The organism is Pseudazoarcus sp. NS34 (genome assembly GCF_059703725.1).
Genome location: NZ_BAAKIZ010000003.1, coordinates 339,340 through 355,678, shown reverse-complemented (window position 1 = coordinate 355,678; position 16,339 = coordinate 339,340). Strand labels below are relative to the sequence as shown.

12 protein-coding genes and 1 tRNA gene are annotated in these 16,339 nt (G+C 65.7%); 8 read left to right on the top strand and 5 right to left on the bottom strand.

The annotated features are described in order from the left end of the window. Window positions 1-20 precede the first annotated feature (20 nt). A complete protein-coding gene (locus tag AC6H0N_RS11850) occupies window positions 21-1,685 on the bottom strand; it encodes a SulP family inorganic anion transporter (RefSeq protein WP_497574316.1) in 1,665 nt (554 codons plus the stop codon). A gap of 112 nt (window positions 1,686-1,797) precedes the next feature. After that, entirely contained in the window at window positions 1,798-3,945 is a 2,148-nt protein-coding gene (gene metG / locus AC6H0N_RS11845) for a methionine--tRNA ligase (RefSeq protein ID WP_497574315.1), read from the bottom strand. 169 nt (window positions 3,946-4,114) lie between these two features. Between metG and apbC the strand changes: the two genes are divergently transcribed. Next, a complete protein-coding gene (apbC, locus tag AC6H0N_RS11840; protein WP_497574314.1) occupies window positions 4,115-5,206 on the top strand; it encodes an iron-sulfur cluster carrier protein ApbC in 1,092 nt (363 codons plus the stop codon). A gap of 68 nt (window positions 5,207-5,274) precedes the next feature. Next, window positions 5,275-5,351: transfer RNA gene (locus tag AC6H0N_RS11835), tRNA-Met, on the top strand. 130 nt (window positions 5,352-5,481) lie between these two features. Here the strand turns inward: AC6H0N_RS11835 and AC6H0N_RS11830 are convergent. Genes AC6H0N_RS11830 through AC6H0N_RS11820 form a run of 3 tightly spaced genes read right to left on the bottom strand, consistent with a single transcriptional unit; the run spans window position 5,482 to window position 8,904 of the window. Continuing rightward, window positions 5,482-5,943, bottom strand: coding sequence for a c-type cytochrome (locus AC6H0N_RS11830; protein WP_497574313.1), 462 nt, complete (start codon window positions 5,941-5,943; stop codon window positions 5,482-5,484). 1 nt (window position 5,944) lies between these two features. Next, entirely contained in the window at window positions 5,945-7,546 is a 1,602-nt protein-coding gene (locus AC6H0N_RS11825; protein ID WP_497574312.1) for a flavin monoamine oxidase family protein, read from the bottom strand. Further along, window positions 7,543-8,904, bottom strand: coding sequence for a cytochrome c (locus AC6H0N_RS11820; RefSeq protein WP_497574311.1), 1,362 nt, complete (start codon window positions 8,902-8,904; stop codon window positions 7,543-7,545). Before AC6H0N_RS11820 ends, AC6H0N_RS11825 begins: the two co-directional genes overlap by 4 nt. A 428-nt stretch (window positions 8,905-9,332) precedes the next feature. Here AC6H0N_RS11820 and AC6H0N_RS11815 point away from each other — a divergent pair, with 428 nt between their 5' ends. The 6 genes from AC6H0N_RS11815 to AC6H0N_RS11790 are packed head-to-tail and all read left to right on the top strand — an operon-like array spanning window position 9,333 to window position 16,316. Then, on the top strand, window positions 9,333-10,205 hold the full coding sequence (locus AC6H0N_RS11815) for a glycosyltransferase family 2 protein (protein ID WP_497574310.1): 873 nt from the start codon (window positions 9,333-9,335) through the stop codon (window positions 10,203-10,205). 1 nt (window position 10,206) lies between these two features. Next, window positions 10,207-11,400, top strand: coding sequence for a glycosyltransferase (locus AC6H0N_RS11810; protein WP_497574309.1), 1,194 nt, complete (start codon window positions 10,207-10,209; stop codon window positions 11,398-11,400). Further along, window positions 11,397-12,299 (top strand): glycosyltransferase, encoded by a 903-nt coding sequence (locus tag AC6H0N_RS11805; RefSeq protein WP_497574308.1) that lies wholly within the window; start codon window positions 11,397-11,399, stop codon window positions 12,297-12,299. Before AC6H0N_RS11810 ends, AC6H0N_RS11805 begins: the two co-directional genes overlap by 4 nt. Then, window positions 12,299-14,029, top strand: a complete 1,731-nt coding sequence (locus AC6H0N_RS11800) for an ATP-binding cassette domain-containing protein (RefSeq protein WP_497574307.1) — start codon at window positions 12,299-12,301, stop codon at window positions 14,027-14,029. Before AC6H0N_RS11805 ends, AC6H0N_RS11800 begins: the two co-directional genes overlap by 1 nt. Beyond that, window positions 14,026-15,222: a glycosyltransferase family 4 protein gene (locus AC6H0N_RS11795; RefSeq protein WP_497574306.1), complete on the top strand. Its 1,197-nt coding sequence runs from the start codon at window positions 14,026-14,028 to the stop codon at window positions 15,220-15,222. The genes AC6H0N_RS11800 and AC6H0N_RS11795 overlap by 4 nt, the downstream gene beginning before the upstream one ends. Then, window positions 15,219-16,316 (top strand): glycosyltransferase family 4 protein, encoded by a 1,098-nt coding sequence (locus AC6H0N_RS11790; protein ID WP_497574305.1) that lies wholly within the window; start codon window positions 15,219-15,221, stop codon window positions 16,314-16,316. The genes AC6H0N_RS11795 and AC6H0N_RS11790 overlap by 4 nt, the downstream gene beginning before the upstream one ends. Window positions 16,317-16,339 lie beyond the last annotated feature (23 nt).

Genomic DNA, 16,339 nt, shown 5'->3' with positions numbered 1-16,339 from the left:
GTGCGGGCGCCGCCCGGTGGTCACACCTGCGCAGGGCGTGTTGTCGCTTGACGGATGCGTGACAGTGCTTCGTCAAGGTCGCGCGCAATGGCGTCGGCGCCGAGCGCGGTGTCGAAGCCCGCACGCCGGCACAATGCGGCCGGCTGGGCCTGCAGGCCGGCCAGCATCAGCCGGATGCCTCGGCCGGCCAGATCCCGCTGCAGGCTCTGCAGGATGTCGAGGCCGGTGGCATCGATGTGCACCATGTGATCGACGTCGAGCACGACGAACTGCGGCCGCCCGATGTCGGACAGCAAGGCGTCGAGCTTGTTGGTGGCGCCGAAGAACAGGCTGCCGGTGAGGCGGAACACGAGCACCCGTGGCGCGCCGTCGGCATGCAGACCAGGATCGTCCGGGACGTTCACCGGCTCCAGTCGCGTCAGGTCGGACATGCGGAAGATGAACACCAGCGCCGACATGACCAGGCCGACCTCGACCGCCAGGGTCAGGTCGAACAGCACGGTGACGACGAAGGTCGTCAGCAGCGTCGCAGCGTAAGGCCGGCTGTGGCGCCGCAGTTCGGCCGGGCGGAAGGCATGCCATTCGCCCATGTTGATCGCCACCATCACGACGATGGCCGACAAGGCGGCGAGCGGAATGTGGCTGGCCAGCGGGGCGAGGGCCAGCACCATCAACAGCAACACGCCGGCATGCGCGATGCCGGCCACCGGCGTGCGCCCGCCACTGCGGACGTTGGTGGCCGTGCGGGCAATCGCCCCGGTGGCCGCGAAGCCGCCGAACAGCGGGGCGGCGATGTTGGCCACGCCTTGCGCCATCAATTCCTGATTGGGGTCGTGACGATCATTGATGTGCTTGTCGGCCACCCGCGCGGAGAGCAGTGATTCGATGGCGCCGAGCAGGGCAATGGTCAGCGCCGGGGCGATGAGTTTGCCCAGCGTGCCCAGTTCGATCGCCGGCAGGCCGAACGCCGGCAGGCCTTGCGGGATGCCGCCAAAGCGGCTGCCGATGGTCTCGACCGGCAGCACCAGCCATGCGTTGGCCAGTGTCGCGAGCACCAGCACGGCCAGCGGCCCCGGTGCGCGGCGCATCCAGCGCACATGACGTGCGGCGCGGTTCCACGCCACCAGCACGGCGATCGAAGCCACGGACAACGCGATGGTGGGGAGGTGTGCGGTGTGCAGCGCGCTGGTCAGCGCCTCCATCTTGCCGAAGAACTCGCCCGGCATCTGCTCGATCTGCAGGCCGAGGAAGTCCTTGATCTGCGAGAGGAAAATGACCACGGCGATGCCGTTGGTGAAGCCGATCACGACCGAAATCGGGATGAAGCGGATCATCGTGCCGAGCTTGAACGCACCCATCGCGAACAGCATCACGCCCGACATCATCGTGGCGATGAGCAGGTTGGCCACGCCATGGTCGATGACGATGACGTAGACGATGGGGATGAAGGCGCCGGTCGGCCCGCCGATCTGCACGCGCGAGCCGCCCAGCAGGGATACGAGCAGGCCTGCGACGATGGCAGTCCAGATGCCCGCTGCCGGGCTCATGCCCGAGGCGATGGCAAAGGCCATGGCCAGCGGCAGCGCGAGCACGCCTACGGTGATGCCGGCGGCCAGGTCGCCGGTCAGCGTCTCCCGGCTATAGCCCGGAAGGGTGTCGAGCAGCTTGGGGTGGAAGTGGAACATGGTGCCTTCTCCAGCGGGGGTTCGAGGGCGCGACAAGGACGGCGGCCGGGCAGGCCGTTCGTCGTTGTCTGCGCTGTCGAACCATCCAGCGCTTGGAAGGCGTCAGCGGCATCTACTTGATGCGCATGCCGGGCTTGGCGCCGCTGTCCGGCGACAGGATGTACAGGCCGGAAGCCTTGTCGTTCTCGTCCGAGGCGGCCAGCACCATGCCCTCGCTCATGCCGAACTTCATCTTGCGCGGCGCGAGGTTGGCGACCATCACGGTCAGGCGCCCGATCAGCGTGGCCGGGTCGTAGGCCGACTTGATGCCGGCGAAGACCTGACGCGGCTTGGGGTTGCCTTCGGCGTCCACCTCCCCGATGTCGAGCGACAGGCGGATCAGCTTGTCCGCGCCTTCAACGTGTTCGGCTGAGGCGATGCGCGCGACGCGCAGGTCGACCTTGACGAAGTCGTCGATGGAGATGAAGGGCTCGGTCGTCTCGGCGGCCTGCGCCTGAGCTTGCTGGCGCTCGGCGTGGCGTTGCTCGGAGCTGGGCGCGCCGGTCGGGGCGGCGGCAGGCGCGAGGCTTTCGCGGTTGGCGTCGATCAGGGCGTCAATCTGTTTGCGTTCCACTCGGGTCATCATGTGTTGGTAGGGCGTGATGGAATGGCCGGCGGGCAGCGGCTGCCAGGCGGCGGCCCACGTGAGCGGCGCGATGGCGAGGAAGGTTTCGACCTTGTCGGCCATGGTCGGCAGCACTGGCTTGAGGTACAGCGACAGGTCGCGGAACATGGTCAGCGCGGTCGAGCACACTTCGTGCAGGCGCGCGTCCTGGCCTTCCTGCTTGGCCAGTTCCCACGGCTTGTGGTCGTTCACGTACTGGTTGGCGACGTCGGCCAGACGCATGATTTCGCGCATGGCGCGGCTGTAGTCGCGCTCTTCATAGGCGCGGGCGATGGCGCCGGTGTCGCAGGCGGCGCGGAACTCGGCGCAGGCGGCGTCCTCGGCGGCGGCGAGCTTGCCTTCAAAGCGCTTGGCGATGAAGCCGGCGCAGCGGCTGGCGATGTTCACGTACTTGCCGACCAGATCCGAATTGACCTTGGCGATCATGTCGTCGAGGCTCAGGTCGACGTCTTCCATGGTGCTGTTGGACTTGGTCGCGAAGTAGTAACGCAGCCACTCCGGGTTCAGACCCTGCGCCAGATACGACTGCGCGGTGATGAAGGTGCCGCGGCTCTTGCTCATCTTGGCGCCATCGACGGTCAGGAAGCCGTTCACCGCCAGTTGCGTGGGCGCGCGGTAGCCGGCGAAGTGCAGCATGGCCGGCCAGAACAGCGCGTGGAAGTAGAGGATGTCCTTGCCGATGAAGTGCACCATCTCGGTGCCCGCGGCTTCGGCTCTTGCGACGTCGGTGTAGTCCTCGACCGCGATGCCGTCGGTTTTCTCCGCGAAGTTGCGGAAGCTCGCCAGATAGCCGATTGGCGCATCCAGCCAGACGTAGAAATACTTGCCCGGCGCGTCGGGAATCTCGAAGCCGAAGTAGGGCGCGTCGCGTGAAATGTCCCAGTCGGAGAGCTTGTTCTCGCCTTCGTCGCCGAGCCATTCCTTCATCTTGTTAGCGGCCTCTTGCTGCAGGCGGCGCGTGCCGGCGGTGTTGCTGCCGCGCGTCCAGTCGCGCAGGAAGGCCACCGCGCGCGGGTCCGACAGACGGAAGAAGAAGTGCTCGGAACTGCGCAGTTCGGGCGTGGCGCCGGACACGGCCGAGCGCGGGTTCTTCAGTTCGGTCGGCGCATAGGCCGCGCCACAGGCTTCGCAGTTGTCGCCGTACTGGTCGGCGGCGCCGCACTTCGGGCACTCGCCCTTGATGAAGCGGTCGGGCAGGAACATCTCGCGCTTCGGGTCGTAGTACTGCTCGATCGAGCGCGTCTCGATGAAGCCGGCGGCCTTGAGCTTGCCGTAGATGTCTTCGGCGTAGGCGCGGTTCTCGGGCGAATGGGTGGTGTGGTAATTGTCGAAGGCGACGTTGAATCCGGTGAAGTCACGCAAGTGCTCGCCATGCACGCGGTCGATCAGCGCTTCCGGCGTAACGCCTTCCTTCTCGGCGCGCAGCATCACCGGCGTGCCGTGCGTGTCGTCGGCGCAGACGAAATGCACCGTGTTGCCGCGCATGCGCTGGTAACGCACCCAGACGTCAGCCTGGATGTAGCCCACGAGGTGGCCGAGGTGAATGTCGCCGTTGGCGTAGGGCAGGGCGTTGGTGACGAGAATGTTGCGCGGCATGTGGACTGGAATCCGGGATAAAGGCGTGATTCTAGCAAAGCGCAGGTAGGCGCCGAGTGCCGACTGGCGATTCCCGTACTCACGCCATGGGTGAGTCGCGTCAAGCGCTTGGGTATCATGCACACATTGCGCCCGCACGGGCGCCGATCCAGATACAAGGATGCAAACCATGAGCGTTACCCGCGAATCCGTCTCCGAAGCCCTCAAGTCTGTCATCGACCCGAACACCGGCAAGGATCTGGTCGCCGAACGCGCGGTGCGCGACGTGCAGGTGGCCGACGGCCGCGTGCGTGTAGTCGTCGAATTGGGCTATCCGGCCAACAGTCAGAAGGAAGTCATCGCAGCCCTGGTGCGCGAGGCCGTCGGCAAGCTCGACGGCGCGGCCAGCGTCGATGTTGAAGTGGGCTGGAAGATCGTTGCGCACGCAGTGCAGCAGGGCGTGCAGCTGCTGCCCAACGTCAAAAACATCATCGCCGTGGCCTCCGGCAAGGGTGGTGTCGGCAAGAGCACCACCGCCGCCAACCTGGCACTGGCGCTGGCCGCCGAAGGTGCGCGAGTCGGCGTGCTGGATGCCGATATCTACGGCCCGTCGCAGCCGCAGATGCTGGGTGTGGCCGGTCAGCGGCCGCAGTCGCAGGACGGCAAGCGCATGGAGCCGCTCGAGGCGCATGGCCTGCAGGTGATGTCCATCGGTTGCCTGATCGACACCGAAACGCCGATGGTGTGGCGCGGCCCGATGGCCACTCAGGCGCTGACCCAGCTGCTCAACGAGACCAACTGGCACGATCTGGACTACCTCATCGTAGACATGCCGCCGGGCACTGGCGACATCCAGCTCACGCTGTCGCAGAAAGTGCCGGTCACCGGCGCCGTGATCGTCACCACGCCGCAGGACATCGCGCTGATCGACGCGCGAAAGGGCCTCAAGATGTTCGAGAAGGTCGGCGTGCCCATCATCGGCATCGTCGAGAACATGAGCGTGCACATCTGCTCGAACTGCGGCCACGAAGAGCGCATTTTCGGCAGCGGCGGTGGCGAGAAGATGTGCGCCGACTACAACGTGGACTTCCTGGGTGCGCTGCCGCTCGACATGCAGATCTGCACCGAAGCCGATTCCGGCACGCCGACCGTTGCCGCTGAGCCGGACGGCCGCATCGCCACGATGTATGGCGAAATCGCGCGCAAGGTCGCGGTCAGCGTGGCCGAGAAGGCCAAGGACATGACGCACAAGTTTCCCAAGATCGTCATCCAGAACACCTGAGCCAGCAGATTTCGCGGAAACAGATTTGACGAACGACTGAACACCGTCTATAGTCTCGTTCTTCCAGACGCGGGGTGGAGCAGTCTGGCAGCTCGTCGGGCTCATAACCCGAAGGTCGCAGGTTCAAATCCTGCCCCCGCAACCAAGACGTAGAAACAGGCCGCTCGGCATTGCCGAGCGGCCTGTTTCGTTTTGTGCGCCTGTCGGGTGTCAAAGCCGCGCTTAGCTGCCGCATCATTCGGGCGGCTGCCCGTGGGCGAAAACAAATATGCCTGTCACTCCTCCACTTTCGGCGGGCGCAGTGCCCCCACCTCTTCGGGCGTGATCGACTTGCCGTGGGCATGGCTAAAGCGCTTGCGCACGTAGTTGGTGAGCTCCGCTACCTGCTTGTCCGACATCACGTTGCTGAAGCCCGGCATGCCGTGATATCCGGTCAGGATCACGCCGGCCAGGAAGTGTCTGGAGTTCAGTTTCGGGTTGTCGGCCAATGGCGGATACGCGCCCGCGCCCGTTGCACCCTGGCCGTCGTGCATGTGGCAGGCCTGACAGGTGGTGCGATACAGGGCTTCGCCGTCTGTCTGGGTGAATTGCTCAGGGTCGTCGGAAAAGCGTTCCAGCAAGCCGCCGCCAGCGTCGGCGCCGTGGCCTGTTTCTTCCGGGGCGCTTGCGCTCTCATTTTGGGCGCTGATGCTCAGCGGGACCAGCGCGACGAACGCCAGGATCAGTAGCTTGCTCATCTCATGCATTTTCGCGTTCATCCAGGCGCTTGATGGCGTCCAGGGCCGACAGCAACGAGCCCTCCTGCCACGCGGGAATGTGCGAGCAGTGTTCGCCGGCCAGCACCAGACGGTGGTCGATTTCGCACAGCGTGTCGTAGTGCGCGTCGCGCAGCTCTTCGGTCCATTGGCCGTAGCAGCCCAGCGACCAGTCCTGGCGATGCCATACCCACGAGGTGCCGGACATGAACTCGGCGTCGTACTGCGGGTGTATCCGGCGGCCCAGCGCAAATGCTGCGTCGACGCGTTCCTGCGGAGTCATGGTCGACCACGAATAGGTGAAATTGCGGCCGGCTGTCGAAGTGTCATAGGCGGCCTGCAGCACCGCCGGGCCGTCCGACAGGAAGCCGTGACTCGGGTAGGCGATCTGCACCAGCGGCAGATCGGTATAGGTGATTCCGCCCATGATCCATTCGTCCTGCTCCCAGAAGCGGCGTTTGAATTCCAGCGCCACCTTGAAGGCGGATGCGTAGGGCACGGCACCGATGGCCTTTCTCATGGCATCCGAGCAATCGACCTCGAGCTGCACCAGCACCGACAGGGGCAGCGTGCATATGCACCAGTCGGCGTGCTCCTGACGCACGGCGCCGTCGTTGCCGCCGTCCGCGTAGGTTACTGTGACGCCGTTTTCGCTCTGGGCGATGGAGGTCACGCGGGCGTTCAGCTGGATCAGGTCGGAGACTTCGCGCGCGAAGGCGTCGGCGATCTTGTCCATGCCGCCCACCGGCTCGAACATGGCCGGCTCATGCCGGTACTCGTGGAAGCTGAATGCCTGCTCCCACAAGCCTGACTGCAACAGCGGAGACATGCCGATCGGCTGCGTCGGTTCGGCGTCGGGCATCAAGCCGCCGCCGGGGCGGGGTTCCCACCCGCGGACGTCGCCGAGCTCCTCGCTGACCTTGAAGCGGTAGTTCTTGTCCAGCACACCCCACTCCTTGAGTCCCTCGAGCAGCTTCTCGCGGTCTTCAGGCGTGACCGACTCGTTCAAGGCGCCCTGGCGCAGGGATTTGGCGAGCAATTCGGAGACATGACCACGCATGTCCTTCTCGACATTGCCGATTCGCTGGGGCTTGCCGCCGAAGGCGTTTGCCGAATGCAGATACGCCTTTGAGTTCTTGTTGATGAAGGGTTCCACCCGGACGCCGAGCTTGCGGCAATAGTCGAACACGGCGCGGTGGTGCACCGGCAAGCGCCACGGGCCGGGGTTCAGATAGCCATCCCCCTCGAAGTCGCAGCGAACTTCGTGTCCGCCCATTTCGGGATAGCGGTCGCCGCCGCGCAGCGTCAGGCAGCGCCCGCCGGCGCGGTCTTGATATTCGAGGATCTTCACCTCGTAGCCGGCCTGGCGCAGTTCGTAGGCGGCCGCCATGCCGGCCAGACCAGCACCGAGGATGACGATACGCCGCCCATTGCGCGGGCCGCGCAATGCCATTTCGGGCGTGTAGCCGGATTCGCTCGCGAAGCCCAGGCTGGTCATGGCCTGATACATGGCACTGGCACCGGCGGTCTGGCCGATCATCATCAGCAGTTGGCGGCGGCTGGCGTTGAAGGGTTTGCTGCTCATGACTTGATCTCCCGCCGCTGGCGCTGCCGTCGCACTATCCACCAACCAAGCACGCCGCCGGCCACCAGTACTGCGATGAGGCCAGCCCACGCCAGAACCTGCAGCGCGCGCAAGGGCGTGGGCATTTCATCCTTGGTTGTAAGGACGCGCGCCACGTCGACTGCGGTAATGGCGCTGTCTGGCCGGCCGCCGAACGTGCTGCGGGTGTAGTTGGCGAGCTGGGCGATCTGCTCGTGGCTCAACTCGGCGGAAAAGCCAGGCATGGCCGGTGCGCGATGGATCTTCCCCGCCGGCACTCCGTGCAACAGCACTTTCAGCAGATTGCCTTCGTCGGCGCGACGCAAGGCGGCGTTCTGAATCAGCGACGGATACAGCGCCTGCGGCTGTCCCTGTCCGTCTGCGCCGTGACAGGCGGCGCAATGCTCCAGGTAAAGGCGCTCCGGCGCAGTGAGGTCGTCGCGGGCGAGTGCCGCGGACATTTGCTCGCGAATCTGTCCGTAGTCGTGCCGCGGCTCGGGGCGCTGTCCAGGAGGCAGCACGGCTGCCATGTCCTGCGCTTCGACGCCCGGTGAGGGAAGGGCTTTGAGGTAGGCCGCGATGGCCTGCAGATCATCTTCCTTGAGATGCCGCGTACCGTGCGAGACGAACTCCGCCATGGGCCCGGCGGCCTGCACCACGTTGTCGGCCTCGCCCAGGCGCAGGTAATCGACGATGTCCTGCTCGCTCCACGTGCCGAGGCCGTCAACCGGGTCGGGCGTCAGATTGGGTGCGAGCCACCCATCCATTTCCTCGCCGGTCAGATAGCGCGAGTCGTCCATGGCGAAAAAGTCGTTGCGGGGGGTGTGGCATTCGCCGCAGTGGCCGACATGATTGACGAGGTAAGCACCGCGCTGCGCCACGGCATCGTCGCCCGCCGGGGGTAGCTCGCGATCGCCGAGGAACAACCAGTTCCAAGCCAACACCCCGGTGCGGATGTTGAACGGGAAGGGCAGGTCCGTTTCGTGCTCGGGCGAATTGTCGACCGGCGGCTGATCCTGCAGCCATGCGAACAAGGCCTTGATGTCTGCGTCGCTCATGCCCCGGTATGAGGCATACGGCATGGCCGGGTACAGGCGGTGATCAGGGCTCACCCCGTGACGCATGGCATCGGCGAAATCCTCCAGTGAATATTCGCCGATGCCATATTCCGAGGAGGGGCTGATGTTGGTGGCCACGATCGTGCCCATCGGCGTTTTGACCTGGTAGCCACCCGCCAGGTCCTCCCCGTGGCATGACATACAGCCAGCGGCGCGGGCAATATATTTGCCCTGCTCGACCGGGCTTTTGGCGGCTTGCGCGGGCACGCCTTCGGACAGCATCAGCCCCGCAGCCATCACGGCTATAACGAGCCGGAGTCGATCATTTTGCAGGGGACGATTTGCAGCGAGCACAGCGAAATATTCCTCTTCTCCGTCGGTTTGGAGATTCGGGTCTGAACGCTTTTGATGCTAGCAGGATGAGCAATACGGTCTATCCGAAGGGGTAACTTGATTTTTCAGCAGGTCGCCCTGAATTCCATGAGCATTGGCGGTGTTCGTGCCCGCCAAACCGGTAAGCTTGCGCCCGCCAGCCTGGCGTCGCCCAAGGTAGGGGGGGGGCGGCTCTGCAGACTTGCTTACGGGTCCGTGGCCCTCGGCCCTGGACGGCACTTCCGGCATTCGCGCTCACAGTAGAATGACGGCTCTTACACATTCCTTCGGGCCTTCTTGCCTTGAACACAGATCTCCGGCCGGACGGCAAGCCAGCGGTGTTCCGTTTTTCCCTGGTCATTGCGACCTTGCATGACGACGGGGAGCTGGAAGACTGCCTGGCGAGTCTGGTGGCGCTCGATGCAGCGCCTTTGTTTGAGGTGATCATCGTCGATCAGAACGGTGATGACCGCCTGATTGATCTCGTCGGCCGTTACTCGGACAGGCTCGCCATCGTGCATCAGCAGGTGCCGTTCCGCGGGGCTTGCCGGGCGCGCAATCTCGGCGCCTCGGTGGCGCGTGGGGAGTGGCTCGGCTTTCCGGACGATGACTGCCAGTTGTTGCCGGATACGCTGTTTGAGGTTGAACGCCTGACTCGAGATCCGCGCGTCTGCGTGGTGACGGGCCAGACGGTGGATGCCGCAGGCGCGCCAAACCTGCTGCGCTGGAAACACAAGCCGGCCGAATTCACGCGCTGGACAATGTTTGGTCGGCTGACCGAGGCAACACTGTTTGTGCGGCGCGATGTCTTCCTCAAGGTCGGGGGCTTCGATGAGCAGTTCGGGCCGGGTGCGCTCTTTCCGGCCGCAGAGGGCTTTGACGTGATGACCCGGCTGTTTGCCTGCATTGGAGATGGCAAGGCCTGCTACAGCCCGCGGGTACGCATGCGGCACCCCACCAAAGTTCCGCCCTGGAATCGCTGGGTGGCGGCGCGTTTTCACAGCTACGCACGAGGTGCCGGCGCGCTGGTTGCGAAGAGCCCGTCGCCGCACCTGCTGTATTGGGGCGGGCGCATCATCATCGGCTCTGCGGTCCAGGCGCTGATTTTCCGGGGCTGGCGCGGTGCGGCGTTCGCGGCACGTTTCAGAGGCTTCTTCAACGGACTGGTGGAGGGGTTGCGGGTGTTCTGGCTGCGGCCGCGGCGGAGTTGAGATGCGCGGTCTGAAGTACGTCTCGTGGGGCGATACGACCGGCTACGCCATTGCCGGCAAGGCCTATGTCCGCGCGCTGATCGATGCAGGGGTGCCAATGACCTGGGCGCCGATGCTGGCCGGTCCGCGTGCTTATGAGCACTTCACCGCTTCGGACTGGCCCTGCCCGAAGCTGGCAACCGTGTGCAATCGACCCATCGATTACGACACCGTGGTGATCCACACCGTGCCGCGGTATTTCCCGGAGTGGATAGCGCGCGAGCGCAAGCCCGGTCGGCGCATTCTGGGTTGTACGGTGTGGGAACTCGAACACCTGCCCGAAGAATGGCCAGGCATCCTCAATCAGCTCGATGGCGTGATCGTGCCGTGCCGCTGGAATGCCGAGGTGTTCCGCAATTCCGGGGTGCGCGTTCCGATCTACGTGGTGCCGCATTTGTCGCAGTTCGAAGAGATCGCGCGGGCCAGCGACGCTGACCGCGATGCCGTCCGGCAGCGGCTGCGGCCGGAGTCTGAGGCGGCGGATTGCTTCACCTTCTACACCATCGGCTTCTGGTCGAATCGCAAGGCGCCGCATCTGGTGCTGGAGGCGTATTTGCGCGCCTTCACTGCGGATGATCCGGTGCATCTGGTGGTAAAGACCAGCGGCAAGGACATCACCCGCACCCATCGCCATTGGCGCAACTATTTCCGACGACATCACCCGCCGACCCGGCCGGCGGTGGAGCGCATGCTGTCGCGCCATCCGGCGCCGCCGTCCGTCAGTCTCATCGACGACGAATCCTTGTCAGACGGCCAGATGCTGGCCCTGCACGAAATGGGCGATTGCTTTGTTTCGCTGGCGCGCACGGAGGGCTGGGGTCTGGGTGCGTTCGAGGCGGCGCGGCTGGGTAAGCCGGTGGTGATGACCGGCTATGGCGGCCAGCTCGATTTTCTCGACCCCCAGCACGCCTATCTGGTCGACTACCACCTGATCCGGGCCCGGGAGCTGGGCTGGTCGGCCGTCTATCGACCGTCGGACAAATGGGCGGAGCCCTCGGTGGAGCATGCGGCGAAATTGATGCGCGAGGTGTTCGAGCGCCGCGACGAAGCCCAGGCCCGTGCCACCGGCCTCGCGCAGCGCATCGCCACCGATTTTTCGCGCGAGGCGGTCACCGCCGCGCTGTTGCGCGCCCTGCAAGCGGAGGCCTCGGCATGATCCCGCGGGTATTCCATTTCGTCTTCGGCCTGCGTGAGCAGACCGAGCCGTTCCACCTGATGTACTACCTGTGCCTGGCTTCGTGCATCAACGTGAACCGGCCCGACGCCGTGCATTTTCACTATCACAATGAACCGTGGGGCGAGTGGTGGGAGCGCATCAAGCCGCAGCTCACCCTGCGCCGCATCGAGCCGGAGCAGGCGATTGCCGACTACCGCTACGCCGACCCGACGCTGAATCAGTACCGCTACGCTCACCTCGCCGATTTCGCGCGCCTGCAGATCCTGCTGGAGGAGGGCGGCATTTATGCCGACATCGATACCCTCTTCCTGCGGCCGTTTCCGGACGAATGGCTGACGCGCGACTTCATTCTCGGACAGGAAAAGGCGCCGCCGGCCGCGGGCGGCGGCGGTTCCCTGTGCAATGCGTGGATTGCTTCTGCGCCCGGCGCGGAGTTCTGCCGGCGCTGGCTCGATGGCCTGCACGAGGCCTTCGATGGCACCTGGAGCAACCATTCCACGTTGCTGCCCTACCGCCTGTGGCAGCAGCATCCCGAGCTCATCGAGGTCGAGCCGGAGAGCGCCTTTTATGCGCTGGACTGGACGTCGCGTGGCATCAACGACCTGTTCCTGCGCAAGGTCCAGTTGCCGCAGCAGGCCTGCAGCCTGCATCTGTGGAACCACCTGTGGTTTGCGCCAGACCGGCTCGATTTCAGCCATTTTCATGCCGGGCTGCTGAACGTCGACTACGTGCGCCACGCCGACACCACCTACGCACACCACGCACGCTTGCATCTGCCCGACGATGCGGTCGGCAGCCGGGAAGCCTATCTGCGACAACGTGCGGCCAATGTGTTGCGCCATCCGCTGCGCAGTGCCCGCAGCTGGCTGAGGGTGTGATGGGCGGCGGATGGCGCGCACGGGTGTTGCTGCGTGAGCTACGCGATCTGGCCGCCGTGCTGGGTCGTTTTCTGTCGGCTGGCCAGAAGCGCCGGCTGGTCTTCGTGTCGGTCTGGGCGTGCGCGCTGTCGCTGCTGGAAATGGCGGTGGCCGGGGCGGTCATTCCATACGTGCAGTGCGTGGGCGGGCAATGTCCGGAGGCCGTGAGCGGGTTAGTGGGCGAATGGCCGGTTGTGCCAGTGCTGAGCGCCGGGCTGCTGCTGCTGATCACCGTGAAGCTGGCGGTGCAGGCCTCTTTCGCGTGGAGCTCGGCGGGGTTTCATCAGCAGGTTCAGCGCGACACCGTCAGCCGTCTGCTGGCGGGCTACCTGCATCTGGACTGGGGCAGCTTCCAGTCCGAGCACCGCGCGCACTATCTGCGGCGCTGCTTTACGACCACTGTGGACGCCGCCTTTGCCGTGCAGCAGTGCATCACCCTGATTTCGTCGACGCTGATGCTGGTGTTCCTGAGCGCGCTGATGCTGTGGCAGGACTGGCGCACCGCGCTCGCGCTGGGTGCCTGCTTTGCGCTGCTGGGCGTACTGACGCAGAGGCTGATCGGGCGCACTCAGCACCGTTTCGCCCACGAGCGCGAGGCCGCCATGCAGCGCTGGAATATCGGCATGGCCGAAGCGCTCGCGTCGTTTCGCGAAATCCGGGTGTATGGCCTGGAGCGCTTCTTTCTCGATCACCTCGACCGGTCCATCGACGGCGTGGCGCATGCCAACAAGCGTCTGAGCTTTCTGCCCGCCCTGCCACGCATGGTGCTCGACTTCGCCATCCTGACGATTCTGCTGGTGGTGGTTTCCCTGTGGGTGCTCATGGAGCGCCCGATTGCCGATCTGCTGCCGCAGCTGGTTTTCTACGCCGTGGTGGCGCGTGCACTGATGCCCGCCATGATCAACGTGTTGTCGACGCGAGCCATGCTGTCCGGTTCGATCCTCAATATCGATCTCGTGCTGCAGGAGCTTGCCTGGACGCAGTCGCGGCATGTCGAGCAGATCGGCATCCGTCCGCAGCCGGCCGACCAAGCCTGCTTTGCCTTGGAAGAGGTGAGCTTTCGGCACGCCGCGTCGCAGGCGCCGGTCATTGAGCAGGCCAGCGCGCGCATCGCCCACCCGTCGTGGGTTGCGCTGACGGGCGCCTCCGGCGCAGGCAAGAGCACCCTGATGGAGTTGTTGTGCGGCATCCACCTGCCGGAGGCGGGCCGGGTCGTGCACGCATGGCCCGGCCAGACGCTGCCGCGTCTGGCCTATCTGCCACAGCATGTTGCGCTGCTCGACGGTACGGTGGCCGAAAACGTGGTCTTCGGTTTTGACGCTGGCGATCCGGCGCGCATCGATGCGGCCCTGCAGCTGGCCTGCGTCGACGACGTGGTGGGCCGCTTGCCCGACGGGCATCGGGCGCGCATCGGAGCCGATGGCGTGCGCCTGTCGGGAGGCGAGCGTCAGCGTCTGGCGCTGGCGCGCGCACTGTATCGAAACCCCGACCTGCTGCTGCTCGACGAGGCCACATCCGGTCTCGACGAGGCAACCGAAACACGCTTGCTGTCGAACATCCGGCGCGAGCGGCCGGACATGAGCGTGGTGTTCATCACGCATCGCAGCGGCAGCCTGCGCTTTGCCGACCGGGTGCTGCATATCGGCACAGGCGGTCTCCTCGAGGAACGCCCCGCGCAGGGCGAGCGATGATGCCGCCGCGGCCGGTGGCCGTGCTCCTGACGCCCGTTCTGCCGATGGCTGGCGGATCCGGCCCGGCCATGCGGGCGTGGGACTGGCTGACCGAACTGGCGAGCACCCATCGCGTGCACGTGCTGGTGGCGGGGTGGGCGACGACGGCCGAGTTGCCGGCGGATTACCCGGCCGAGGCTGTCTGGCCGTTGCCGCGCACTGCCCGCCGGCCGTCACGTTGGCTGCGTGCGCTGGGCTGGCTGATGCCGCCGGTGTGTCTGTTGCAGCGTCGCACGGTGGAGGACTGGCGCCGCACGCGCGGCGGCGAGGTGCTTGCGCAGGCGCTGGAAGGCCTGGCGGCAGCGCCGGTCGAGCGCATCGTGGTGTTTCGTCTGTACCTGCACGATCTGGCCGAAGTCGTGGCGCGACGCTGCCCGCAGGCCCGGCTGGAACTCGATATGGATGATCTGGAGTCCCACACCCGCTGGAGCGTGGCGGGTGCGTTGTGGCGCATGGGCCGTCGCGGCGCGGCCATGCGCTGGGCTGCTGCGGCGCTGCAGTACGCCTTGCTCGAACGCACTCTGCAAGTGCGCTACCACACGCTCTGGCTGGCGGCTGCCGAGGACATGGAACGGCTACGTACCCGCCTCGCACCGCAACGTGGGCTGCGCCCCAACCGGGTGGCACTGCCGGATGAGGATGTACCGCCTCCGACCGGCGGCACCCTGCGCCTGCTCTTCGTCGGCACGCTCGGCTACGCACCCAACGAAGAGGCGGTACGCGATCTGGTGAGCAAGGTGCTGCCCGAACTCGAGCGGTGTCTGCGGCAGCCGTGGGTGCTGTGTGTGGTGGGGCGTCGTGCCGGGCCGGAACTGTCGGCCCTGTTGCACTCCACGCCGCGGGTCGAGTTTCTGTCCGACGTCGCGGCATTGTCACCGTGTTATGCCGCCGCGCAGGTCGTGCTGGTGCCGCTGCGCGCCGGCGGCGGTACCAAGCTGAAAACCCTTGAAGCCTTTGCCTTCCGGCGGCCGGTAGTGTCCACGGCGGAGGGTGTGCGCGGGCTCGAGGTGACGGCGGGAGAGCACTATCTGCCGGCCGAGACGCCTGCCGAGTTCGCGCGCGCCATCGCCCGCCTGGCCGATGATCCGGCGCTTGCCCGTCGCATTGCCGATGCCGGACATGCGCTGTGCGCGCGGCGCTACGCCCGCCGATGAAGAAACTGATCGTCCTCTCGATGGCCACGGGCTACGGCGGCGCCGAGCGCAGCATGGAGCTGATCCTGCGGCATCTCCCGGCGGGTGCCGTGCTGCGGGTGTATGCCGAAAGTGCCTACCATCTCGCTCAACTTGCCCGGCCTGAGGCCTTGCCGATTGGTGCGCGGCTGAGGCGTGTCGCGAGTACGCGCAGCGCATGGGGCCGGCGCCTGGCTGCGCTGCGCCTGGCCTTCGACTGCCTGCGACACCCCGATTCGGTGGTGCTGATCAATACCCACGCATCGGCGCTGGTGGCAGCGATGGCCGCGCGGCTGGTGCCTGGTCTGGGCGCGCGCTGCCACCTCTATGTGCGTGATTTTGAGTGGCACGACCTTGATTTCATTCTGGGTCGGCTGGCTGGGGCCCGGGTGCTGGTGCCGTCGTCGTCGGTGCTTGAGCGTAAGGGATATCTTGCCCCCTTCCATGTGCAGCCGAGCGGACCGGCTGCATGCAGCGTCGTCCCCGACATGGCCGAAATTCCTGGCGGACCGCTACGTTACGACGGACCCGTGCTGCATCTGGCCACGGTCAACCGTTTCAAGGGCCATGTCGAGTTGATGCTCGCGCTGCAGACGCTGCAGCGACAAGGGCGCGCTGTCTCCGCGTGTTCCCACGGCGTCGTCGGAAATGCTTCGCTGAACGCTCATTTGCACCGCTTCATCGACACGCTGGGTATCGCCGGCTGCTACAGCCTCAACGCGTATATGGCCGACCCGCATGCGCTGCTGCGCGACTGCCGGGCGGTGGTGGTGCCGTCGGTGTCGCATTCCGGAGGGCCCGAGACCTTTGGCCGTACGGTCATCGAGGCCTGGGCCTATCGCAAGCCGGTAGTGGCCTATGCCTGTGGCGCCGTTGCCGAGCTCATCGAAGACGGTGTGGATGGCCTGCTGGTGCCGGAGGGCGACGTGGATGCGCTGGCAGAGGCGTTGCATCGCCTGGACGGCTCACCGTATTTGGCTCGCCGGCTTGGCGAGGCAGGTCATCTCAAAGTGCTCAAGCACTATGAAGTGGGCGCCGTGACGCGGCGCTTGATGGACACGCTCGCTGTTCGCTGAACTTTCTCAGGGGTTAGCGATGC

Bases quoted from the DNA above. Each gene is read 5' to 3' on its own strand.
- AC6H0N_RS11800 (WP_497574307.1), top strand. From the start codon at position 12,299: ATGGGCGGCGGATGGCGCGCACGGGTGTTGCTGCGTGAGCTACGCGAT.
- AC6H0N_RS11790 (WP_497574305.1), top strand. From the start codon at position 15,219: ATGAAGAAACTGATCGTCCTCTCGATGGCCACGGGCTACGGCGGCGCC.
- AC6H0N_RS11795 (WP_497574306.1), top strand. From the start codon at position 14,026: ATGATGCCGCCGCGGCCGGTGGCCGTGCTCCTGACGCCCGTTCTGCCG.
- AC6H0N_RS11810 (WP_497574309.1), top strand. From the start codon at position 10,207: ATGCGCGGTCTGAAGTACGTCTCGTGGGGCGATACGACCGGCTACGCC.
- apbC (WP_497574314.1), top strand. From the start codon at position 4,115: ATGAGCGTTACCCGCGAATCCGTCTCCGAAGCCCTCAAGTCTGTCATC.
- AC6H0N_RS11825 (WP_497574312.1), bottom strand. From the start codon at position 7,546: ATGAGCAGCAAACCCTTCAACGCCAGCCGCCGCCAACTGCTGATGATG.
- metG (WP_497574315.1), bottom strand. From the start codon at position 3,945: ATGCCGCGCAACATTCTCGTCACCAACGCCCTGCCCTACGCCAACGGC.
- AC6H0N_RS11850 (WP_497574316.1), bottom strand. From the start codon at position 1,685: ATGTTCCACTTCCACCCCAAGCTGCTCGACACCCTTCCGGGCTATAGC.
- AC6H0N_RS11805 (WP_497574308.1), top strand. From the start codon at position 11,397: ATGATCCCGCGGGTATTCCATTTCGTCTTCGGCCTGCGTGAGCAGACC.
- AC6H0N_RS11830 (WP_497574313.1), bottom strand. From the start codon at position 5,943: ATGAGCAAGCTACTGATCCTGGCGTTCGTCGCGCTGGTCCCGCTGAGC.
- AC6H0N_RS11820 (WP_497574311.1), bottom strand. From the start codon at position 8,904: ATGCTGTCCGAAGGCGTGCCCGCGCAAGCCGCCAAAAGCCCGGTCGAG.